22 protein-coding genes and 1 tRNA gene are annotated in these 22,672 nt (G+C 50.9%); all 23 read right to left on the reverse strand.

Annotated elements, in window-relative coordinates:
- On the reverse strand, positions 1-2,150 hold a 2,150-nt coding region (locus QZ105_RS05900; RefSeq protein ID WP_293728928.1), incomplete at its 3' end, for a hypothetical protein.
- Between the two features lie 338 nt (positions 2,151-2,488).
- The gene (fni, locus tag QZ105_RS05905; RefSeq protein ID WP_293728929.1) at positions 2,489-3,556 is read right to left on the reverse strand and encodes a type 2 isopentenyl-diphosphate Delta-isomerase; all 1,068 of its coding nucleotides are present in this window, start codon (positions 3,554-3,556) and stop codon (positions 2,489-2,491) included.
- 15 nt (positions 3,557-3,571) lie between these two features.
- Positions 3,572-5,641 (reverse strand): 4-hydroxy-3-methylbut-2-enyl diphosphate reductase, encoded by a 2,070-nt coding sequence (gene ispH, locus QZ105_RS05910; protein ID WP_293728930.1) that lies wholly within the window; start codon positions 5,639-5,641, stop codon positions 3,572-3,574.
- Positions 5,638-6,234 carry a 1-acyl-sn-glycerol-3-phosphate acyltransferase gene (locus QZ105_RS05915; RefSeq protein WP_293728931.1) on the reverse strand — a complete coding sequence of 199 codons (597 nt, stop codon included), beginning with the start codon at positions 6,232-6,234 and terminating at the stop codon, positions 5,638-5,640. The genes ispH and QZ105_RS05915 overlap by 4 nt, the downstream gene beginning before the upstream one ends.
- Complete coding sequence (gene cmk / locus QZ105_RS05920) at positions 6,231-6,899, reverse strand: (d)CMP kinase (protein ID WP_293728932.1); 669 nt, start codon at positions 6,897-6,899, stop codon at positions 6,231-6,233. Before cmk ends, QZ105_RS05915 begins: the two co-directional genes overlap by 4 nt.
- 19 nt (positions 6,900-6,918) lie before the next feature.
- Positions 6,919-8,154, reverse strand: a complete 1,236-nt coding sequence (locus QZ105_RS05925; protein WP_293728933.1) for an NAD(P)/FAD-dependent oxidoreductase — start codon at positions 8,152-8,154, stop codon at positions 6,919-6,921.
- On the reverse strand, positions 8,151-8,876 hold the full coding sequence (locus QZ105_RS05930) for a pseudouridine synthase (RefSeq protein ID WP_293728934.1): 726 nt from the start codon (positions 8,874-8,876) through the stop codon (positions 8,151-8,153). The genes QZ105_RS05925 and QZ105_RS05930 overlap by 4 nt, the downstream gene beginning before the upstream one ends.
- Before the next feature lie 8 nt (positions 8,877-8,884).
- Complete coding sequence (gene scpB, locus QZ105_RS05935) at positions 8,885-9,469, reverse strand: SMC-Scp complex subunit ScpB (protein ID WP_293728935.1); 585 nt, start codon at positions 9,467-9,469, stop codon at positions 8,885-8,887.
- Positions 9,459-10,181, reverse strand: a complete 723-nt coding sequence (locus tag QZ105_RS05940; protein ID WP_366936001.1) for a segregation/condensation protein A — start codon at positions 10,179-10,181, stop codon at positions 9,459-9,461. Before QZ105_RS05940 ends, scpB begins: the two co-directional genes overlap by 11 nt.
- Before the next feature lie 9 nt (positions 10,182-10,190).
- Positions 10,191-10,814 (reverse strand): site-2 protease family protein, encoded by a 624-nt coding sequence (locus tag QZ105_RS05945; RefSeq protein WP_293728937.1) that lies wholly within the window; start codon positions 10,812-10,814, stop codon positions 10,191-10,193.
- 113 nt (positions 10,815-10,927) lie between these two features.
- Positions 10,928-11,704, reverse strand: a complete 777-nt coding sequence (locus QZ105_RS05950) for an enoyl-CoA hydratase-related protein (protein ID WP_293728938.1) — start codon at positions 11,702-11,704, stop codon at positions 10,928-10,930.
- A 306-nt stretch (positions 11,705-12,010) separates the two neighbouring features.
- Positions 12,011-12,086 (reverse strand) — tRNA-Asn (locus QZ105_RS05955).
- A gap of 120 nt (positions 12,087-12,206) precedes the next feature.
- The gene (locus QZ105_RS05960; RefSeq protein ID WP_293728939.1) at positions 12,207-12,836 is read right to left on the reverse strand and encodes a precorrin-8X methylmutase; all 630 of its coding nucleotides are present in this window, start codon (positions 12,834-12,836) and stop codon (positions 12,207-12,209) included.
- 48 nt (positions 12,837-12,884) lie between these two features.
- Positions 12,885-13,415 carry a cob(I)yrinic acid a,c-diamide adenosyltransferase gene (locus tag QZ105_RS05965; protein ID WP_293728940.1) on the reverse strand — a complete coding sequence of 177 codons (531 nt, stop codon included), beginning with the start codon at positions 13,413-13,415 and terminating at the stop codon, positions 12,885-12,887.
- Positions 13,415-14,935, reverse strand: a complete 1,521-nt coding sequence (locus tag QZ105_RS05970; protein ID WP_293728941.1) for a cobyric acid synthase — start codon at positions 14,933-14,935, stop codon at positions 13,415-13,417. The genes QZ105_RS05965 and QZ105_RS05970 overlap by 1 nt, the downstream gene beginning before the upstream one ends.
- 1 nt (position 14,936) lies before the next feature.
- Positions 14,937-16,064 (reverse strand): hypothetical protein, encoded by a 1,128-nt coding sequence (locus tag QZ105_RS05975; protein WP_293728942.1) that lies wholly within the window; start codon positions 16,062-16,064, stop codon positions 14,937-14,939.
- The gene (locus tag QZ105_RS05980) at positions 16,039-17,127 is read right to left on the reverse strand and encodes a histidinol-phosphate transaminase (protein ID WP_293728943.1); all 1,089 of its coding nucleotides are present in this window, start codon (positions 17,125-17,127) and stop codon (positions 16,039-16,041) included. Before QZ105_RS05980 ends, QZ105_RS05975 begins: the two co-directional genes overlap by 26 nt.
- Positions 17,128-17,145: 18 nt before the next feature.
- Positions 17,146-18,108 (reverse strand): adenosylcobinamide-phosphate synthase CbiB, encoded by a 963-nt coding sequence (cbiB, locus tag QZ105_RS05985; RefSeq protein ID WP_293728944.1) that lies wholly within the window; start codon positions 18,106-18,108, stop codon positions 17,146-17,148.
- 73 nt (positions 18,109-18,181) lie between these two features.
- On the reverse strand, positions 18,182-19,546 hold the full coding sequence (locus QZ105_RS05990; RefSeq protein ID WP_293728945.1) for a cobyrinate a,c-diamide synthase: 1,365 nt from the start codon (positions 19,544-19,546) through the stop codon (positions 18,182-18,184).
- Between the two features lies 1 nt (position 19,547).
- Positions 19,548-20,762 (reverse strand): precorrin-6y C5,15-methyltransferase (decarboxylating) subunit CbiE, encoded by a 1,215-nt coding sequence (gene cbiE / locus QZ105_RS05995; protein ID WP_293728946.1) that lies wholly within the window; start codon positions 20,760-20,762, stop codon positions 19,548-19,550.
- Complete coding sequence (cobK, locus tag QZ105_RS06000) at positions 20,750-21,547, reverse strand: precorrin-6A reductase (RefSeq protein WP_293728947.1); 798 nt, start codon at positions 21,545-21,547, stop codon at positions 20,750-20,752. Before cobK ends, cbiE begins: the two co-directional genes overlap by 13 nt.
- Entirely contained in the window at positions 21,544-22,275 is a 732-nt protein-coding gene (gene cobJ / locus QZ105_RS06005; RefSeq protein ID WP_293728948.1) for a precorrin-3B C(17)-methyltransferase, read from the reverse strand. Before cobJ ends, cobK begins: the two co-directional genes overlap by 4 nt.
- A gap of 12 nt (positions 22,276-22,287) precedes the next feature.
- The coding region (locus QZ105_RS06010) for a cobalamin biosynthesis protein (protein ID WP_293728949.1) at positions 22,288-22,672 on the reverse strand (385 nt) is incomplete at its 5' end.

The raw sequence follows: 22,672 nt of genomic DNA on the forward strand, positions 1-22,672 counted from the left end.
GTTAAAGTGCCGTTATTCGTCAGTTCGCCATTAGCTTTGACGTTGCCGCTTGCTTCAATAGTACTATTGCTATTGTTTACCAACTTAGTCGCTTCCACGTCCTTCGCTTCCAGCGTGCCGCTGTTCGTAATCGTACCTGCATTTACGCTCGCACCGTTCAGCTTACCGCTATTAGTAAGCGTATCAGCGGTTACGTCGCTGGCCGTCAGCTTGCCATCGTTTGTTAACGTAGTTGCCCCCACAGTAGTAGCATTAATGATGCTGCCTGTTCCAGTAACAATGGAACCGTCAGCGCCAGTTACAGTATCGTTCTTCACTACTGACAAAGTGCTAGTCGTCACACTGCCTTCTGCGCCCACGCTTACCGAACCTGCAGTAATAGAGCCGTTTTCGGCCAAGGTTTCTACGCTTGCTCCGTCCTGCAATGCCATAGTGCCGCTTACGCCCAAGCTGCCTGCGGCAGTTAAAGAAGCATTATCGCCTACGCCTACGTTGGTGAAAGTGTAATTGCCTTTCTTTAGTTCGAAACTGCCACTATCTAAAATATTTAAGTTGTCTACATTAAAAGCATGGCTTTCTTTAAAAGTACCATCTTCTTGCTCAATACCGTCAACGCCCTTTAATACTGAAAGGTTTTTGACATAAAGTTCACCCTGATTGACAAGCTCAGAATTGATGGTTAAATTTTCAATAGCTTCTTTGCTTTCATTTTTAGCAATAACACCAATAGAGGTTCCTGACCAATATGTGTAAATCTCTTGATTTACAATCTTGCCGTTGCCTTCTATAACAACTGCATCGCCATCCAAAAATAATCTATCTCGGTTTTCTAAAATAGGTACTCCATTAGAAGAATCAAACACTAGCTTTTCATGAACTCTAACTACAGAATTGCCGTAATGAATAGTGCCGGCAGGAGACTCTCCTATAACGCTTGCCCAACTATTACCATCATCATCAACATAATTACCGATAACTAATTCATTAACATCAATACTGCTTTCTCCGCCCTCAAAATAGCTTGAAATAAAACCCTGCTTAGCTTCCAGTCTATCCGCCTTAACATGACCATCATTAATAAGCACATCGGTTGTAATGTTCTTTGCAGTTAAGGTGCTTTGTCCTGACCAAGGATAACCATATACAGATAAACTGCCGATAATCTCCAAATCAGTTAATTCTTTATCTGTATTTTTCCAAATGCCAGAATCGGCTCCGTATTGTACTAAACCGCCATTTACTTTTAAAACACCGTTAGTCGCATAAATATTGCCGCTATTAGATAACTCACCATTGATTGCAGCTACGCCGTTGTAAGTTAATTTTCCAGAATTACTCATTTTAGCATCTATTTTATTATTAACTGTTAAGTCGCCGTTATTCATAGCGCCAAGCCAGCCGGATACTGTAACTGAACCTATTTCAGCAGTAGATGAGTTTGAAAACCCATAGGAAGACCCTGTGACGATAATATTAGCCTTACCAGCATTAACTATGCCACCTTCATATCCATTAAAGGCATTAGCAAAACCTTTAGCGGTAGTAACAGTAACATCATCAGCAATATTCAGTGTTGCGCCTTCAACATTCCAGAGTGCCATATTAATAGTAGTATCAGCATTAATGTTAAGCGTAGCACCATAATCATTAGCTAATTCAGCTCCAATAACAGCATCCTTACCATTAAGCGTCATCACTGCTCCGTTTGTGTTATTAACCCAACCCTTAGAATTGACGTAAATACTACCATTTATTGTAGCATTAGCACCTTTTTCAGAATTTATAAAGAATGCATCATTTCCGGTTTTAGTAATAGTTATATCGCCTACAGACATCGTACCAGAAAAATTGATAATAGTATCAGTAGTTAAGGATTTAACATTTTCTAACACGCCTTCATTTTGCAAGCCAAAATAAAATGGTGCTCCATTACCGGTGCAATCAATAGCATTCTCCCCGGACACAGTTCCAGTAATATTAAGTTCCCCATTTTCTCCCTCAAAAGTAACGCCTTGATAGATCATCAGACCATTCCCATCATCTTGAAATTTCGATAAAGAACTGTCTGCCGTCAATTCAACAGCCGATACATGATTAGCCAATAGCACGCTCAAAGTTATAGCCATAGCTAATGCTCTTTTCCGTTTCATATAAATACACCCCTTCATCATAAAAATTTTATATACGTGCGGCTTGCTGTAGCAAATTATCGTTACTCCTTCCGTCTGCTCTCAAGCTCGCATCCACTGTTATATTTATATTATACCATCTCTGTACCCCCCCACAAGACCTTTACTTAGTTATGCAATTTTATTTTCGCGCAATATGCTTCGCCTCAATGCTTGTGCTCCAAAGCCACGCTTATCCTATCCCTTCACTTCTAGTCATCAAACTCTTACCGCCAGAAAAAAAGCAATAAAAAAACTCCGGCGTACCACATTCACAGTACCACCGGAGTATAAGCTCAATATATGATTATAAAATAAACTCAGCCCTGCGTTCTTCTGCTTCTGCACAGCGCCTGCAGGTTGTAGCCGCGGCAGTCGATATAATCCCGCGTTGGCCCACTGATAACCAAAGGCACGCGGCGCAGCTCCTGCGGGCTGCGGCAGCCTAACAGCAGCATATAGCGGCGCAGTTCTTGCCCCAGCGCTTCCAAATAAGCTGCGGCTGCCTCCACGTCCTGTTCTACAACAAGACGCAGCACAGAGCCTGTAATTCCGACGGCATCCGCACCCAATGCCAAGGCACGCGCCGCGTCGCCGCCGCTGCGGATACCGCCGGAAGCCAGCAGCAGCTTGTCCGCGCTCACTATCTTCCCATCCAGCAGCGTCCAGCAGGTTGGCAACCCCCAGCAGGCAAAGTCCTCGCTCAGTTTTGTACCGCAGCGGCGCGCTTCAATAGCAGGGAAATTAGTGCCGCCCGCACCCGCGCAGTCAAAGCAGTCAAAGCCGCGGTCAAGCAGCAGCTCGTACTGCTCCCTGGCAATGCCGCAGCCGGTTTCCTTGACGATGACAGGTACCGTCAGCCGCTCCTTAACGGCAAGCATATTATCCAGCAGTCCGGCATAATCCTTATCGCCTTCAGGCATCCACAGCTCCTGCGCTGCGTTCAAATGCAGCTCCAAAGCGTCGGCCTGCAGCATATCCACGGCAGCCTGCGCCTCCTGCGGCGTGGATAAAGCGCTGATATTGCCTAAAATCAGGCCATCGGGATATTCCTCCCGCACCACAGCGTAGCTTGCCACGCCCCTGCCCTCGCGTACTGCGCCGTACTGGGAGCCTACGGCCATACCGACGCCTGCGCGCGCCGCAACCTGCGCCAGCTTGCGATTTATCTCCGTCACAGCATCGGTACCGCCGGTAACAGCGTCAATGAAAAAAGGCAAACGTAACCGTTTGCCTAAAATTTCTACCGATAAATCAATGTCTGCCGGATTGATTTCCGGCAGACAATTATGAATGAAACGAAGATCGGCAAGCTGTGTCGCAGCAGGGCCGTCGCCAAGTTCCAGCGCATATTTTATATGTTCCAGCTTACGTTGAGCTCGCTGCATATCCGTTTGCTCCTCTTATTTTTCCAGATTTTCCAGCTGTTCGGACAGATCCTGAGTCAGGGAAGCGTTTTTCTTACCGATGTAGGAACGGTATTCTGCCTTTTCAGCGTCGCGTTTTACCTTAGAAATGCTCAGGCCGATCTTTTTGCTGTCCAGGTCCATTTTGATAACCTCAGCTTTAACGATTTGACCCAGCTCCAGAGCGTCGTCCGGTTTAGCGATGCGCTCTTGAGCGATTTCGGAAATATGTACCAAGCCTTCAACCTTGTCGCTCAGCTTAACGATAGCGCCAAAGGGCAGGAAGCGTACTACTTCTGCTTCTACGATATCGCCGATATGGAATTGACCGGCTTCTACCTTCCAGGGGTCTTCCAGGGTAGCTTTGATGGACAGAGCAACGCGTTTGTTTTCGCGGTCAATTTTCTTAACCAGTACGGTTACTTCGTCGCCTTCTTTAGCAACGTCGGCAGCCTTAACATTGCGGTCCCAAGACAGTTCGGTGTTGTGTACCAGGCCAACCAAGCCTTCGCCAACCTCTACGAACAGGCCGAATTCAGCAACCTTAACTACCTTGCCGGGAACAACCTGACCTTCCTCTACGGAATTATAAGCGGCTTCCTCAGCGGCGGCGCGAGCTTCCTTACGAGCGGCGATTTGAGCTTCACGCTGCTCTCTCCAAGCCTTAGCCTTAGCTTCTTTTTCAGCTTTCAGCAGGTCGCGGCGGGAAACGACGATGCGTTTCTTTTCCAAATCAACCTCGATAATTTCAGCCTGCAGCTCTTGTCCCAGGTACGGGGTGAAGTCCTCTACACGGCGCAGCTCTACATGGGAAGCGGGCATAAAGCCTTCCACGCCTTCTACAGCAACGCCTAAGCCAACGATGTTTTTAGCTTTGTTTTTAATAATGCGCAGTACCTTAACGGTGGTCGGGCGTTTTTCGCCTTCAGCCAGCTCAGGAACATTCTTCCAAGCTGCGTCGCGCTCAGCCTTTACCTTGGACAGACGAACGAAATCGCTCTTAGTGCTGCCAGGAATAACCTTAGCCTCAACTTCGTCGCCGGGTTTAACGGTTGCCATCAATTCTTCGGGATCAACGGCCGGATTCCACTCAGCATAAGTGATCAAGCCATCATGTCTATATCCAAAAGATACATAAATGCCGTCTTTATCCAGTTGAATAACGGTACCGTTGACAATTTTGCCCGGATATACCTCTACCTCCATACTTTCATTGAGCATACTTTCAAAATCCATGTTTTCCATTGCTATAATAGCCTCCTTAATTAAACGGTCCGGAGTGGATGCTCCCGCCGTGATTCCTATTTTATGACAATCTCTGAACATATTGCTGCGCAGCTCGCCGGCAGTTTCGATATGATATGCCTTGCTGCAATGCTCCTGCACCAGCTCGAATAAATGCCGCGTGTTGGCGCTGTTGCGTCCGCCTATAACTACCACTGCGTCAGACTCTGACGCCAGCTTGACGGCAGCCTTTTGCCGCTGCGCCGTAGCAAGACAGATGGTGCGCTCCACACGGTACTCACCGGGCCGTTGCTCTTGCATGGCCTGCAATATATCTTCAAATTTTTGCAGCTCAAAAGTGGTCTGGATGATTACTCCATATCGCTCCTGCTGCGGTATATCAGAGATATCTTTTATACATTCTACACAGATAGCGTTTTTTCCTGCCCATTTTAAAATACTTTTTACTTCGGGATGATTTTTTTCTCCGACGATCACAGGAAAATAGCCGTCCGCTGCTGCCTGAGCAGCTTTTTTCTGCGCCAGCCGCACGTTGGGACAGGTGGCGTCCAGAATTTGCAGACCTTTTTGCTCCGCTTCGGCGTAGGTTTCCGGCCCTACCCCATGGGAACGAAAAATGACAGTGTCGCCAAAGCTGAACTGATCGAGACTTTCCTTGCAGGCAATGCCCTGCTGCGCCAGCTCGCCAATCAGCTGCGGATTATGAATTAAAGGCCCCAGCGTGCCGCCGCGGATATGCCCCGCAGCCTCCTGCGCCATATTTACGGCTCGTTTGACGCCGTAGCAAAAGCCGCAGCACTCGGCAACCTTAATCTCCATCATGCTTTGACTCCTTCCTGAAGCTGTGCAATGCGCTGCATCAGGTCTTCCGTCATGTTATGCAAAAGCTCCTTATTGATTACGGCATCGGCCGGAAAATACATGGGCTTGCCAAAGCGTACCGTTACCTTAGGCCAAATGCGGCCCTGACGCTGAAAGTCCGTGCCGATAACGCAGCAGGGAACAATAGTCGCCATAGCCTTGCTGGCCATCATCAGCGCGCCCGGTTCAGCCTTGCCCAGCTTGCCGGTCTTGCTGCGGGTTCCCTCCGGGAAGATAGCCAAAACCTGACTGCTTTGCAAAATTTCTATGCCGTGCTTAATGGCAGCGCGGTCAGCGCCGCCGCGGCGCACCGGAAATGCGCCCAATATTTTATAGATATCGCCCAGTATGGGTACGAACAGCTCCTGCTTAGCCATAAAATGCACCTTGCGGGTAGCGGCCGTGCCGATAACCGGCGGATCAAGCAAGCTTAAATGATTGCTGGCAATAACCAGCGGCCCATCCTTGGGGATATTTTCCGTTCCTTCCACGCGCATGCGCAGCACGACGGTAAATAATACACGCAAAATAACCTTAACGACAGCGTAAATCATTGGGCTCTCTCCTCAACCAGCTGCAAAATTTTTTCGGTTACCTGCTCGATATTCATATGCGAGGTATCCAAAAGCAGCGCGTCCTCAGCCTGACGCAAGGGCGCGATAGCCCGTTCGCTGTCCTGCTTGTCGCGGTCGGCAATATCCTGCTGCAGCTGCACTAAATCAACCTGCTCGCCCTTAGCCAGCAGTTCCTTATAGCGGCGCTGAGCCCGCTCCTCTACCGAAGCGGTTAAGAAGATTTTCAGCTGAGCGTTGGGGAATACTACCGTACCGATGTCGCGGCCGTCCATAAGCACGCCGCCTGCGTCGCCCATGCGGCGCTGCTGCTCCACCATGGCTTCGCGTACCGCACCGATAGCCGCTACCCTGGACACGTTGGCCGTAACCTCCGTACTGCGGATAGCGTCCGTAACTTCCTGTCCGTCGACAAACACTCTATTGACCTTAGCCTCCGGCTTGAACTGAATGACCATAGTATTTGCCAGATGACTGATAAAAGTCTCGTCAAAGGGCTGACCAGTCTGTAAAAACCTCCAGGCAACGCTGCGGTACATAGCGCCCGTGTCGATGTAGGCGTAACCTAATCGTTCGGCCACCAGTTTGGCGATAGTGCTTTTGCCTGCTCCCGCAGGGCCGTCAATAGCGACAACAATTTTTTTCATAGAACATAACCACACTTTTTTAAATATTGGCTGCTGCACAGCCTGCGGCATAGCCGCTGGAAAAGGCAGCCTGTAAATTAAAGCCGCCGGTATAACCGTCCACGTCCATAACCTCGCCGGCAAAATATAAGCCGCCGACCAGCTTGGATTCCATGGTTTTGGGATTTATTTCCCTTACGTCCACGCCTCCGGCGGTAACGATGGCCTCGCCGATAGGACGCGCAGCCGTAATAGGTACGCAAAAGCTCTTTAAAGCCTGCAATAAGCGCAGGCGTTCCTCCCGTGAAATCTGGTTGACGAATTTTTCTTCGTCCAGATACGCCATATCGCAAACAACGGGAATCAAGCGCTGCGGCAGAAGGTCCTTCATGCCGTTAGCCAGCTGCTTGCGGCTGTATTCCTTAAAATCGCGCTGCAAGCGGGCGTCCAGCTTTTCCACACTCAACGCGGGCTTTAAATCTATGTGCAGCTCCACCTCCTGCCCCGCGCTCAGCGCCTTAACGGCAGCGTTGCTCAGAGAAAGGATAATGGGGCCCGATACGCCGAAATGGGTAAAAAGCATTTCGCCGAACTCGCTGGCAATTTTCTTGCCATCGGCTAGCAGCGTCGCCTGCACATTGCGCAAAGACAAGCCCTGCAAATCGTCCACATAGGGATAATCGCTTTCCAAAGGCACCAGCGAAGGCTTCAATTCCACAATATGGTGCCCGGCCTTCGCCGCCAGCTTAGCACCGCCGCCGTCGCTGCCCGTTCCCGGGTAGGAAGCGCCGCCCGCCGCCAGAATGACAGCGTCCGCCGTATGCACGCCGTTAACCGTCTTGACGCCGACGGCTCTGCCGTTCTTGAGCAAGATTTCCAAAGCTTTGGTATCGGTCAGCAGCCTGCCTCCCAAACCGGTGAACAGCTTAACTAACGTGTCGACCACGTCCTTAGCCCGGTCGCTGACGGGGAAAATTCTGCCGCCCCGCTCTACCTTAGTAGGCAGGCCGTTATTTTCCAACATATCTACTATATCATTATTAGTGAACCTATGTAAAGCACTATTTAAAAATCTTCCGTTTCCGGGAAGATTTTTCACAAATTCCTGCACATCGCAGGCGTTAGTAATATTGCAGCGTCCTTTGCCCGTAATCAGCATTTTTTTGCCAGGTTGGCGCATTTTTTCCAAAATCGTAACGCTGGCGCCGTTCTGCGCCGCCGCGATGCCTGCCAAGAGTCCGGCAGCCCCACCGCCGATGATAACTACCCGGCTCATAGCTTAGCCGCCTTTTTTAAAGCCGCCAGCTCGCCGTCGGTCAGCTCACGGAATTTACCGCGTCCCAGATTGCTCAAGGTCAGCGGCCCCATTTTAATGCGTTTTAAATCGCGCACAGGGAAGCCGATGGCGTCGCACATCCGGCGTACCTGCCGGTTGCGTCCTTCGTGAATAGTGATGTCGAACAGCGTAAAATTATGCTCGTGCTCATAGCTGCGTAGATTAACCACCGCCGGAGCCGTCATACCGTCCTCCAGCTTAATGCCCATGCGCAGCAGGTCCAGCTTCTCATCGGGTACAATACCCGGCACCTTCACAAGATAGGTTTTATTAACCTCGTGGCTGGGGTGCATCAAAGCCTGGGCCAGCGCGCCGTCGTTAGTCAGCAGCAGCAGTCCTTCGGTATTGTAATCCAGGCGGCCAACGGGAAACACCCGCTCCGGCAAATCCTTGACAAAATCGGCAATGCTGCGCCGGTTTTCCGGGTCGCTCATAGTCGTAACCACGCCGCGGGGCTTATAAAACATATAATAGGCCTTGCTTTCGGCTTTAATGGGTTTACCGTCCACCATAATACGCGTTCTGGCCGGGTCAAACTTGCTGCCCAGCTCGGTCACAACTTTACCGTTAACGCGGACGCGGCCCGCCGTAATAATCTTTTCTGCTTCGCGGCGGGAGGCGATACCTGTCGCGGCCAAAATCTTTTGTAAACGTTCTTCCATCTAATCTATTATTCCTTTAATTCATTATTTTCGCGGTTATCTTCCAAGGACAGCATCTGCTGTACCGCCTCCTGCTCGTCCTCAGGCAAGGGCTCTACGGCAGGCAGGTCCTGCAGCGACGCCAGCCCAAACACCGTCAGGAATTTATCGGTGGTGGCGTATAATATGGGGTTGCCCAAAGCCTTCTTGCGTCCGGCTTCCGTCACTAAACCTAAATCCAGCAGCGTTCCCAGCACGCCGTCCACCTTGACGCCGCGGATAGCTTCCATTTCCGCGCGAGTCACAGGCTGCTTAAAAGCGATAATCGCCAGTGTTTCCATGGCTGCGTTAGTCAGTTTGACCTCTTTTTTCTGATTTAAATTGCTCAGCAGCCGATAATGCACAGGCTTTGTCACCAGCTGATAGCCCTCGCCCACCTGACGCAGCATCAGGCCGCGGGCTTCGTTCTCATAGCTGTGCTCCAGCGTGGACAGCAGCTCCCAAACCTGGGGCTTTTCCAGCTGCAATACATTGGCCAGTTCTCCCACGCTGATAGGTTCGCCTGCGGCAAAAAGCACCGCCTCCAGCGCTCCCGTCATCTGCTCATGATACATGGCTGCCTTCCCCCTGTCTGCCGAAAATATAAATGGGCGCGAAATGCTGCGCTTGGCTGATAGTTACTATCCCCAGCTTCAGCAGCTCCAACACCGCCAGAAAAGCCGCCACCTTTTCGCCGGGCCGCCCCGAACGGAACAGCTCGTTAAGCAAAAAGCCGTGGGGATGACGCTTAAGCCGCTGCAAAATAGCGGACATTTTCTCCTGCACACTGAAGGCCTGCGGCTCGATAAAGGCCGTGGGCCTGCTGCCGCCAGCAAGCATGCCAGCCAAGGCTTTGAGTAAATCCTGCACCGGATAATGCCCCACATTGCGCTCCACCATATTGGCAAACATGGGCGGGCGCTGGCCGAAACGATCAGCTTCCTCCTTTAGGCTGCGCAGCATATTAGCGGCTCGCTTAATGCGGCGGTATTCCACCAGCATTTCCACCAGCTGCTGACGCGGGTCGGCCTCCTCCCCATCGTCAGCAGCCGCCTCCTTAGGCAGCAGCAGCCGCGATTTTATTTGCAACAGCGTAGCCGCCATCACCAGAAATTCGCTGGCTATTTCCATATCAAATTCGCTGAGATTACGCAGATAGCTGATGTACTGCTCCGTAATCTCCACGATGGGGATATCGTAAATATCGATTTTATCCCTCTCAATCAAATGCATCAATAAATCGAGAGGCCCTTCAAAAGCGTTAAGCTTTAACGACAAATCCTTCATTGCGGCAAATTAAAAGACAATACGCAGCAGGCTGTTAACCAGCATCAGATAGCCGTTAGCCAAGGGATTGATAATCATACCGGTAATACCGGTAAAAACCAATGCGATAAGAATAAAGAAGCCGTAACGGTCAACTATATTATTAAACTGCCAGGACTGCTTGGCAGGCAGCAGCTCGGATAAAATGCGCGAACCGTCCAAGGGCGGAATGGGAATCAGGTTGAAAAAAGCAAACCATACGTTATACAGCTGCATCCACAGCAAAAAACGGTACATACCATCGCTCATCAAGCCCAGGCGATTGGTCAGCGCCATCAGCAGAGCCGCCAAAAAGCACAAAAAGAGATTAGCCGCAGGTCCGGCAAAAGATACCTTTAAAATACCTTCGCGGCGGTTGCGGAAATTATTGACATTGATAGGCACACCCTTAGCCCAGCCAAAACCGGCCACCACCAGCAGCACTGCGCCAATCGGGTCAAGATGCGCCAGCGGGTTAAAGGTCAGCCGTCCTGCGTAGCGCGCCGTCGGGTCTCCCATGCTGTCCGCACATTGAGCGTGCGCATATTCATGAATGGATATGGCGAACAGCAAAGCAGGAATACGGTATATCATGGTACTTAAATCAAGCATCATAGCCTCCGGTAGAAAATATCTTAATGGTACAATTATACAACAGCTTGTATTATTAAGTCAAAAAGAAAACGGAACCGCCGCAGTTTTTCTGTGACGATTCCGTAAAAATTTTGTTATTTTCCCGTAAAAGCAGGCGGACGCTTTTCATAGAAAGCGGCGATGCCTTCCTTGCAGTCGTCGGTACCCATGAGCAGGGACTGGGTAGTTTCTTCAATAGCCAGCACTTCGTCCAAGGTAAGAGCAGTATTGTTCAGATACTTCTTAGTCAGGCCGATAGCCAGAGGAGCGCTGGCAGCCAAACGTCCCGCCATCTCATAAACCTTATCCTTCAGCTCGGCGTCGTCGCACACATGGTTAAGCATTCCCAAAGCAGCCGCCGTAGGCGCATCAATTAAGTCGCCGGTAAACATCAGCTCCTTAGCCTTATGCACGCCTATTGCCTTAGGCAAAAAGTATAAACCGCCGCAGTCAGGAATCAAGCCAACCTTGGCAAAACTCTCGCCAAAACGGGCTTTGCTGGAAGCGTAAACCAAATCGCAGGCCAGCATCAAATTTACACCTGCACCGGCAGTAACACCGTTGACATAAGCGATTACCGGCTTTTCCATAACAGTAATGCGTTTAGCCACGTCCCCTACCTTAGCGATAAAGGCTTTCTTAGCTGCCGTGCCGGTCAGCCCGTTAAGATAGCTTAAATCGCCGCCTGCGCAGAAGGCTTTGCCGCTGCCCGTCAGCACTATGCACTTCACCTCGCTGTCAGCCTCAGCCTTGTCCAAAGCGTCATGCAGGCCATTGATAAGCCCATCGTTCATCGAATTAAGGCTTTTTGGCCGATTCATGGTAATAGTGGCAATATGATTTTCTACAGCGTATAAAACGGCTTCTTCCATGAAAACAACTCCTTTGCTGTTGTATTTTACTACTTCTATTATACCACCTTTTCTCTTAATGCAAAAGCTTTTTGATTAGGAACAAAAGTATATTAAGCAGTAAAATCCTGTCATGATTCTATTTGCAAAATTTTCTGAAATATGTTAGACTAAAAGAGTTGTGACCTCTTCCAGCAGGAAGGAGGCAAAGCTCTGCCTTTACAATCAACACTTTTCGGCCATTTAAAGTATATCGCTTCTCCAAAATGCAAGACCATACCTAATGATAAAAAAAGCCAGAACCTTACGATTCTGGCATAATTTTTCTGGCTCCCCGAGTAGGACTCGAACCTACGACGCCCTGATTAACAGTCAGGTGTTCTACCGGCTGAACTATCGGGGAATAAGGTTGATCTTCAATCAACGAAGTATATTATACATAAATATCCGCTGGATGTCAACTATTTTTCTGCAAAAAACTGCGGCCAAAGCGATATTTTTACAGAATGCGTACAACGCAGGCTTATTTGCGGGTCAGCTTATAAATCAGCGCATTGCAGATAGCTGCCGCCACGTTGCTGCCGCCCTTGCGGCCGCGGGCAACGATATAAGGAATGCCTGTCTGCATGATGATTTCCTTGGATTCCACCACATTGACAAAGCCAACAGGTACGCCGATAACCAGCTCCGGTTTAATTTTGCCTTCTTTTACAAGCTCGTCCAGGCGTACCAGCGCCGTAGGAGCGTTGCCCACGGCAATAATTACCGGACCTTCGATAGCGCAGGCCTTTTCCATGCAGGCAGCAGCTCTGGTGGAGCCAGCCTCCTTAGCGCGGGCCGCTACGTCGGCGTCAGCCATAAAGCAAACTGCCTTAGCGCCCAGCTTGCTCAGGCCCATCTTATTGATGCCGGTGCAGGCCATATTAGTATCGGTAACGATGGTAGCGCCCTTCTCCAACGCAGCCAAAGCCTTTTCCACTACGCCGTCCGAAAACAGCAGATTACGCGCATAATCAAAATCCGCGGAGGTGTGGATAACGCGCTTCACGATATCCAGCTTTTCAGGGTCAATTTTAATCTGGCCTAATTCTTCGCCAATGATCTCCATGCTGCGTTTTTCAATATCAGCAGGCAATACGTTTTGTAAATGCATCTTCTTCCTACCTTTCTCAACCCAAACGATAGATAAATTCTGGCGCGCTCATCTTTCAATGCCTGTACGCGCAGGTATTCCCCTTTCAAAGGGATGCTTGCGCTTACAGATTTCGGAAACGTAATCGGCCAGCTCCACCAGCTCGGGAGCAGGATTACGACCCGTAAGCACAACCTCCATCTGCTGCGGCTTATGCCGCAGAAAATCAACTAAAACATCTTTATCAAAAACGCCCGTATTGCAGGCGCCGATAACCTCGTCAAGAATAAGCAGATCAATATGCTCGTCCATGCATTTCTGCTTAACCTTTGCGAATAAAGCCAGGTGCTCACCCTTCACTTGGGCCTTTTCCTCATCGTTCATCTGAAAGGTGAATTTCTTCGTTTCCTTGCCGCGCATAATCTCAATATTGGGCAGCAAAGCCAAGCTTTTCAGCTCTCCCGTAGGTCTGCTTTTGAGAAACTGCACCAAAAGCACATGGTTGCCGTGACCGCTGCAGCGAACAGCCAAGCCAATGGCTGCCGTTGTTTTCCCCTTGCCGTCACCGCAGTAAATATGAATCAGGCCGCCGTTTTCCATCAGACACCAGCCTCCAGAATTTCGTAAATCTTCGGCATATCCAGATTGGCGCGCACGCTGTCGGCCAGAATGTCGTACTGCTGCCGTTTGTAGTCGGCAAAATTGATGGTTTTAATATCGTCCATGTGCAGGCCCTTTTTCGCCAGCAGCGCTTCTACTATCTTCACGGCAATGCCGTCGCCGTCAAAGACGCCGTGTACATATGTGCCGTACACATTCATTTTATAGGTAATGTTCTGAGAGCCCTCCGGCATATCCTCCCCCGCTTCATGGATGGGATGAATAGTAGTCAAGGCTTCCTGCTCCGGGAATTTAGTAACGCCAGAATGAATCTCATAGCCAAACAGCGGCATACCGCTGAGCTCGGAGAAGATACCCTTAACCTGACCAAAGCGCCCCTCCATTTGAATAGTACGCTTATGCTCGATAAAGGAGGTTTCTATATCCAGCAAGCCAAGGCCCGGAGTATCGCCGCCCTCCTCTACGCCGTAAGGGTCGGAAATATTTTTGCCCAGCATCTGATAGCCGCCGCAAACGCCAAAAATAACGGTGCCGTTGCTGGCATGCTTTAAAATAGCGGCTTCCATACCGCTCTGACGCAGCCATTTCAAATCGCCGATGGTATTTTTCGTACCGGGAATAATAATCATATCGGGATTGCCCAAATCGCGCACGTTCTGCACATAGCGCAGGGATACGCCGGGAATCAGCTCGAATACGTTAAAGTCGGTATAATTGGACATTCTGGGAATACGCACTACGGCGATATCCACCAGATTAACTTCGCTGCGGCCGCTGATGCGCTCCGACAGGCTGTCCTCGTCTTCAATATCCACGTTGAGCATGGGAAGCACGCCTATGACGGGCACGCCAGTTTTATCCTCGATCATTTTCAAGCCGGGGCGCAAAATTTCCACGTCGCCGCGGAATTTATTAATGATAACGCCCTTGACCATGGCCCGCTCGTCCTCCTCCAGCAGCATCAGCGTACCGTAAATGGAGGCAAAAACGCCGCCGCGGTCAATATCCGCTACCAAAAGCACCGGAGCCTTAGCCATTTTAGCCATACCCATATTGACAAAATCGTCCTTTTTGATGTTGATTTCAGCAGGGCTGCCCGCGCCCTCAATACATACGATATCGTACTGATCTGCCAAAGCGTCAAAGGCTTCCTGCACTCTGGGGCGCAGAGTATGCTTCATGGCATAATACTCTCCGGCGCGCATGGTGCCGATGGCTTCGCCGTTGACAATCACCTGGGAGCCGCTGTCGCTGGTAGGCTTGAGCAAAATGGGATTCATCAATACGCTGGGCTCGATATTGGCAGCCTCGGCCTGTACAACCTGAGCGCGGCCCATTTCGGCCCCTTCCTTGGTAATAAAGGAATTAAGCGCCATATTTTGAGATTTAAAGGGCGCTACCTTATAACCATCCTGATTAAAAACGCGGCACAGACCTGCCGTAAGCAGACTTTTACCGGCATTGGACATGGTACCAACTACCATTATTGCTTTTGCCACTTTAATCACTCTCTTTCATCAAAAAGTCTAATATCTGGCGATAGCTGTCAAAAACGCAGTGACGCGGCGGCGCGTTCAGATACCCTGCCACCACAGGCGTACAGCCGTCGCCGTGCTTGCCCGTTACCGAGCTGGTCACGTGATCGCCGCAGACGACCACCTTTAAAGGCTCGTGATAACGGCTGCTGACATTCTGCAAAAATTCCTGATCAATGCGGGCAATAAAGTCCGCCTTAGCAGCATAATCATAGCGGTGAGCGGCTTCGTCGGAACCGTTGAAATGCGCGATAACGAAATCATTGCGCTCCAGGAGGTTCAAGGCACCCTCCGCTTTAGCGGCAATATCCGTATCCACGTCTCCCGTAGCCTTAGGAGGAATACATACCTCCATACCCAAGGCTCTGGCTATGCCCGCCACAATTTCGGCCTTACATACCGCCCCACCCCGCAGTCCGTGCAGACTGGCAAAGGAGGGCAGCTCCTGACGCGCCGAAGCGCCCCAGGGATACAGCACATAATGCAGGCCGTCGTGAGCGAAGGGAATCAAACGCTTGTTAGTTTCCTTCAGAAAATAGCTGATAGACAAGGACTGCCGCCGCAAAGGCTCCAGCAGCTCCTCCGCTTTGCCACCCGCGCTTTCGTGCGGCGGACGCACATTGCAATCCAAAACGCCTGCCTCCTTATTCATAACGAGCAGGTTGCGGTATTCCGACAGATGGATAAATTCAATATCCTTCAGCACATTATCACAGGCATGTGCGGCACGGCACATTTCCGCCGCCGTCAGTCCCCGCCCGTTGAACGCGGCTAATATGCCGTTTTCGTCCACCGCTGCCAGATTGCAGCGCAGCACCATCTCATATTCCGAAATATCCCTGCCATGGGCCAGCAGCTCCAAATACGCCCTGTTATGGGGAATATCCTGCTTAGCTACGCCTAAAAGTCTCAGAATGCAGCTGCAGCTTTCCGGCACAATATCCTTTTCACATATACTGAGGTAGCTGACGCCTCCGGCCGCCGCCAAAGCGTCCATAGCCGGATGGCTGGCGCGCTCAAAGGGCGTCTGCCCCTGCCAAGCCGGAATCGGCTCGTCCCCCAGTCCGTCAATTAAAATTAATAAAGAGCGCATGCTTTTTTGCTTCCTTAATCGCTTTAATCAGACCGCGGTTCAGCACTCTCGTTTTCACCGCAATACGATAATAGCCCCGTCCCAAATTATCATAATTAGCGCAGGAACGAATAATATAGCCCTGCTCCCGCAGTAAACCGTCAAGATTTTTCGGCTGAGACAAATAAAAGAAGACGTAATTAGCTTCTGAGCCGTAAACCTTAGCTCCCAACGACTTAAGCTGGGAAATAAGGTATTGACGCTCCTCCTGTACCAGCATCATGGATTCGTGCAGATATTCCTGTTCCTTCAAGGCCGCAATACCCGCTGCCTGCGCCAGCACGGATACGCTCCAATCCTGCCCGCTCTGATACAGCTTTTCATGCATCTCCATATCGGAGCACATCAAATAGCCCAAACGGACGCCGGGCATAGCAAAAGTTTTAGTAAAGGCCTTCAGAATAATCAACTCGGGATATTCTTCCAACAAATCGCATACGCTGAAAGCCTTTTCCGGCGCCACAAAATCCATAAAGCATTCGTCTACCAAAAGCTTGCAATTTATAACGCGACATTTTTGCAGCATCCGCTCAATAACGGCGCGGCTGGTAATCTGCCCCGTAGGATTATTGGGATTGCAGATAACAAAAATATCAGTGCGCGTCGTCATCTTGCCGACAATATTTTTAGTAGGCAAAAAGTCGTTTTCTTCAAGTAAATAATAATTTCTTACATTGCATTTCACTGCCCGCAATGCCTTGGCATAATCTGCAAAGGTTGGCGCATACACCATGCCTCGCGTCGGCTTCAAGGCAACAGCCAGACGGAAAAGCAGGTCGGAAGCGCCATTGCCGAAGAAAAGATATTCGGGCCTCACATTCAAATAGGCTGCTGTCGCCTCCCGCAGTTTGCGGCAGAAAGGATCCGGATAATTGCCGCATTCCTTGATCGCCGCTTTCATCGCTTCCTTTACACCCAGCGGCAAACCAAGAGGGTTGATGTTGGCGGAAAAATCCACTAAAGGCTTGCCGTCAGCAGTGGTTTTTTCTGTATAGATATCGCCGCCGTGCTCATACTTGTACATTACTACACCCTCAGTTCTTTAAAGTAAAATATTAATCAAATACACCAGTGAAAACAGCAGCAGACACAACACCGCCGTCATATACAGCAGATTATTGGCCGCCGCAATATCGTCAGGACGCACGGGACGCAAATCGTCGCCAATGGTGTCCTTATGTACCAGCTTGCCGAAATAAAAATGATCGCCGCCCAGCTGAATGTTCAAGGCGCCGGCTGTCACCGACTCCGTCATGGCCGAATTGGGGCTTAAATGGTTATAACGGTCGCGCCAGAAAATCTTCCAGGCGTTTTTAGTGTCCAGATTAAGAAAATACGACGCCAGAATCATTACCAGTCCCGTAATGCGCGCCGGAATCAGATTAGCCAAATCATCCAGCTTGGCCGCGCAGCGTCCAAAATACAGGAACTTATCATTTTTATAGCCCACCATGGAATCCATGGTATTGATGCCCTTGTATAAAAATGCTAAAGGCGCGCCGCCTAAAAACATATACAGCATAGGCGCTATAATGCCGTCGGCAGTATTTTCAGCTACGGTTTCCACCGCGCCCTTAGTTACTTCCTCCTCGTCCAGGTTCTGCGTATCGCGGCCCACGATCCAGGAAAGTTTTACTCTGGCGTCGACCAGATCGCCGCTTTGCAGCGCGGTAAAGACCTTCATGCTCTCGTCTCTCAGACACTTGGTCGCAAAAATCTGGTAGCACATAACGGTTTCTAAAGCCCAGCGCAGCCATGGATGCACCTGCCCTGCACAATACAGGATGGCGTAGGGTACGGCGAAGGAGACGACTAGAACTATCGCCACCATCAAGGCGCCGCCGCACAGCAAGGCCCATTTTCCAGGCTCCAGCAGCCTGCGCAGATTGCGCTCCAAAAAGCCGATCATGTTGCCTATCAAACAAATAGGATGTGGCAGCCAATGGGGATCTCCGAATATTAAGTCTAAAATGAAACCCGCTATAATAGCGGTCAATGATAACATAGATCCATCCCCTTCAAACATTGCTTGCCAGTAAATTTGCAGCAAAACTGCATACAAAGCGCTTCACAGCGCGTTATTTTTCAGCCTTATAAGCGCAGCAGCGCGCTACAAAGCTGCGGGCAAAATCCACGTTGCCCCACAAATGAATATGCGGATACCCAGCGTACATATCAGCCGTAGCCGTCGCGCATTCCCAGCTGCCGCGGCCTGAAGCCTTGGCAGCCACAAAGCTGCTGCCGTTATTGGTACTGTCAGAATAATGGAACTCATGGCCATTGATTCTGCCGCCCTTGGCGCACAGCACATTGTCCTGCTGCGCCGTTAAGTGTACATAACCAAAACGGGTCAGCTTCTTCGTCATAGCCGTTTCTCCCGGCAGAGCGCCTACCCAATTATAGGTATGCTCTCCCTCGCGGTAGCGCTCCAGCAGATACATAAAGCCGCCGCATTCAGCAAAGCAAGGCATACCGCCGTCCAAGGCGGTCTTTACCTCCTGCAGCATTTCCTGATTACCGGCCAGCTGTGCCGCATAAAGCTCCGGATAGCCGCCACCCAAAACCAGTCCGCTGCAATCCGCAGGCAAATGCTTATCCGTCAAGGGGCTGAAAGGAACAAGCTCCGCTCCCAGCTCCGTAAGCAGGTCCAAAGCATCCTGGTAATAAAAGCAAAAGGCTTTATCCTGAGCGATAGCCACGCGAACCTTACCCACCGGTTCAAGGCTTACCGGCGTATAAGTCAAAGGCGCGGCCTGCTGTGCAAGGGCCACAAGGCCGTCCAAATCAATGGACTTAGCCGCCTGCACCGCCAAACGCTCTACAATTTGCTGCAAATCACCAATCTCCTCGGCTGTTACCAGGCCAAGGTGACGGCTTTCAAAATTACAGTCCTGCATCACGGGGAAATAACCGAAAAGCTTTACGCCAGTCTCCTGCTCGATGACCTCCTTATAGAAAAGGTAGCTCATGGGATTAACATTGTTCAGGATAGCTCCCGCAATATGACTGTCAGGACGAAAATCCTTAAAGCCCTTGATCGTTGCGGCAATGGATAAGGCGGCTCCCTTGCCGTTGACCACCAGAACTACGGGCGTATCGCAGGTACAGGCCAAGTCGTAGGCGCTGGCCTCCGATGTTTTACCCATACCGTCGTAATAGCCCATGGCTCCTTCAAAAACGGCTATATCCGTCCGGCGGCAGTTTTTAGCCACCAAATAGCGGGACGTTTCCTTCCCCAGCATGAAGATGTCCAAATTACGGGATTTTGCGCCGATCACACGGGAATGGAACATGGGGTCGATATAGTCGGGTCCGGATTTAAAGGCGGCGACCGCCAGCCCTTTGTCCATCAGCGCCTTAAGCAGCCCGCAGACAATAGTTGTTTTGCCGCTGCCGCTGCCCGGCGCGCTAATCATAAAACGAGGCACCTTGATTTCAGCCATGCTAATCTTCCTTTTTCAAAGCAGTCATTACATATACAGGATTTTGCGCCATCATCAAATTATAATTGCCCAAATGCTTGCTGCGGGCAACAAAAACATTGACGATCTCCAAGGAGTACTCCTGATGCTCCTTATAGTAAGCCGCAACCTCCGCCAGCGTTTCCACCGTAATGGCGTTAATTACCACACGACAGCTGCTGTTCTTAGCGTAGATTACGTCCAGCATTTCACACAAATCGCCGCCGCTGCCGCCTACGAAAACGCAGTCGGGAGCAGGCATGGAGCGAATATTTTCCAAGGCCTCGCCCGCTACGATCTCCAGATTCTGCACGCCGAACAGCGCTTTGTTCTTACCCAGCAGCTCTACTGCCACAGGATTGCGCTCAAAGGCCCACACCCTGCCCTCCTTAGCCAGCAGCGCCAGCTCTATGGAGCAGGAGCCGGTGCCTGCGCCGATATCATAAATCAGATCCGTCGCTTTAGGCATCAGCTTAGACATTGATACGCTGCGTACCTCCTGCTTGGTCATGGGAACCTTGCTGCGCAAAAACAGATCGTCGGCCAAGCCGTGTACTACGGGGGTAAAGCCGCCGGACTCCTCGTTAAGCAGCATCATTACGGACAGGGACGGAAACTGCAAGGCACTAATCTGTTCCGCCGTGCCGCTGGTAATCTTCTCTTCGGGATAGGACAGGTTTTCGCCCACATAGACCTGCACATGACCCAAGCCATGCTCGCACAGCTGTGCGCACAGGCTTTGCGGCGAATTATCGCCGCCGGTCAGGGAAAAGACCTTTTTGTTCTGCGCTACCGCAGTTACAAGGTTCTGCTGTCGGCCGTGCATGCTGACGATTTTAGCGTCGTCCCAGGACATTTGCAGCTTGGCGGCAAAATACACCAGGCTGCTGATGCCGCAGTAGCGCACGCATTCGCAGTCCGGCAGCTTGCCGCTGATAGTTTTGGCCAGGCTGAAAAAGCCCACGTCGCCGGAAACCAGCACCGCTACCACATCCCTTTCAGGATCGGCCTGCGCGGCAATTTCGGCAATAGCCGAGGTCTTGATAGTATCATATACCTTTTTGCCGCTCTCTGCAAAGGCAGAAAGCATTCTTTTATCGCCAATCAAAATATTGCTTTCGGCAATGGCCTGACGGGCAGCGCCGGTCAAAAGATCGGGATTGCCGGGGCCGATGCCGATTATATTTACTTTAAGCATTGATGTTCTCCTACAATATCACCGGCGGCTTGTTTATACTGCACACGCAGATAATTGATTATCTCGCTAAAACCTGCGCCGCTTTCCTGTTCGGAACGCCCAATGACGATCAGCCTAGCTCCGGCCGCTTCCGCAGCCTCCGCCTTTTCCTCAAAGCCGCCCACGCTGCCCGAATCCTTAGTCACCATATATTTGCTGCCGAATTTTTTCAGCATGGCGATATTCAGATCCTTGGCGAAGGGCCCCTGCATACATACGATATGAGCAGGCTTATAGCCCAGGCTCAAGGCGCTTTGCAGACTGCTTTCCATGGGCAGAATACGCAGAGCTATACGCTCGGCATAATCCTTGACCGCCGTAAAGTCCGGCAGGTTTTTGCTGCCGGTGGTCAGAAAGATGCCGCCCTCCAAATGGTTCAGCAGCTCCACCGCCTCGCCGAAATCATGGACGGTAATATAATTGCCGCCCTCGCCTGCCGGACGCACCAGCCGCAGGTAATGGCAGCCCTCCTTTTCGCAGGCCGCTTTCACCGTCGCCGTCACCACCGTAGCGTAGGGATGGGTAGCGTCAATAACGCAGTCGGGCTTGTGCTGGTGCAGAAAGGCTCGCATAGCCGCCTCGTCCATGCGCTCGGCTACAACGGTTAAATTATCCTGAGGCTCGATCAGCGCCGCTCCGTACTGCGTAGCTACGCTGACGAAAAGCTGCACCGGATAGGACGCCAGCTCCTTAATCAGGCGGCGGCCTTCGCTGGTGCCGCCAATCAACCAAATAACCGGTTTCATGCCAGTTTGTAACCGCGCGGGGTTACTAAACGGCCGTTGATTACCTCGGTCTGCGTATTGCCGATAATAACGGTGGAGAACATATCCACCTCTTTATCGCGCAGCTCTGCCAAGGTGGTCAGCTCATAGGACTGGCCCTCGCGGCCAATATTGCGCACGATCCCTGCGGGAATAGTGCCCGGCTGGTTCTGCAGCATAATATCGCAGGCCTTTTGCAGATAATCGTGACGCTTAAAGCTGGACGGATTGTACAGGCAGATGCAGAAATCAGCCTTGGAAGCGCAATCCAGACGTTTAGCAATCTTTTCCCAGGGAGTCAGTAAATCGCTGAGGGAAATCAGGCAGAAATCGCTGATCAGGGGCGCGCCCAAAACGGCTGCGCCGGAGCAGGCAGCGGTAATACCGGGAATAACCTCTATTTCAATTTCCGGATGCTCCTTGGCAACCTGACACATAATACCGGCCATACCGTATACGCCTGCGTCGCCGCTGGAAATCATAGCCACGGTTTTGCCCTTTAAGGCTTCGTCCAACGCCAGCTTGCAGCGGTCAACTTCCTTGCGCATACCGGTGGAAAGAAATTCCTTCTCGGCAAAATCGTCTTTTATCAGATTAACATATACATGGTAGCCGGCAATCACGTCGCAGGCCATAAGAGCGTCATAGGCTCTTTTTGTCATTTGCTCAACACCGCCGGGGCCCAGGCCCACAACATATAATTTGGACATTTTGCACCATCCTTACTTAGTTTTAAGACCCGTATGCCCAAAATCCAGCACCAGGTCCTCTGCCGCCACAGCCAGCGTTACGCCGTTCAGGCTCGTTTTGCGCAGCAGCAGCCTGCCGCCGCTGTCTTTCACAGCGCTGCGCTCGCAGACATTGCTGACGCCCACCACGCTCTGCACAAAGGAAGAAGGCGTAAAATCGCCCTCTACCGCGTTCAGCTCACCGGCAGTATAAAAAGCGGCAGGGAAATTATATTTACGGGCAAAGGCCAAAAGCCCCTGCTCGTCTTTTTTCAAATCAACGGAAGCGATACCGGCCACGCAGCGTTTATCCAGCCCTAAGGCCTCCAGCTGCGGCAGTACCAGCGCTTCTATATTTTCCAAAGGCGTATTACGGCGG

This window comes from uncultured Phascolarctobacterium sp., assembly GCF_905212365.1.
In the GTDB taxonomy this organism is placed as follows: domain Bacteria; phylum Bacillota; class Negativicutes; order Acidaminococcales; family Acidaminococcaceae; genus Phascolarctobacterium_A.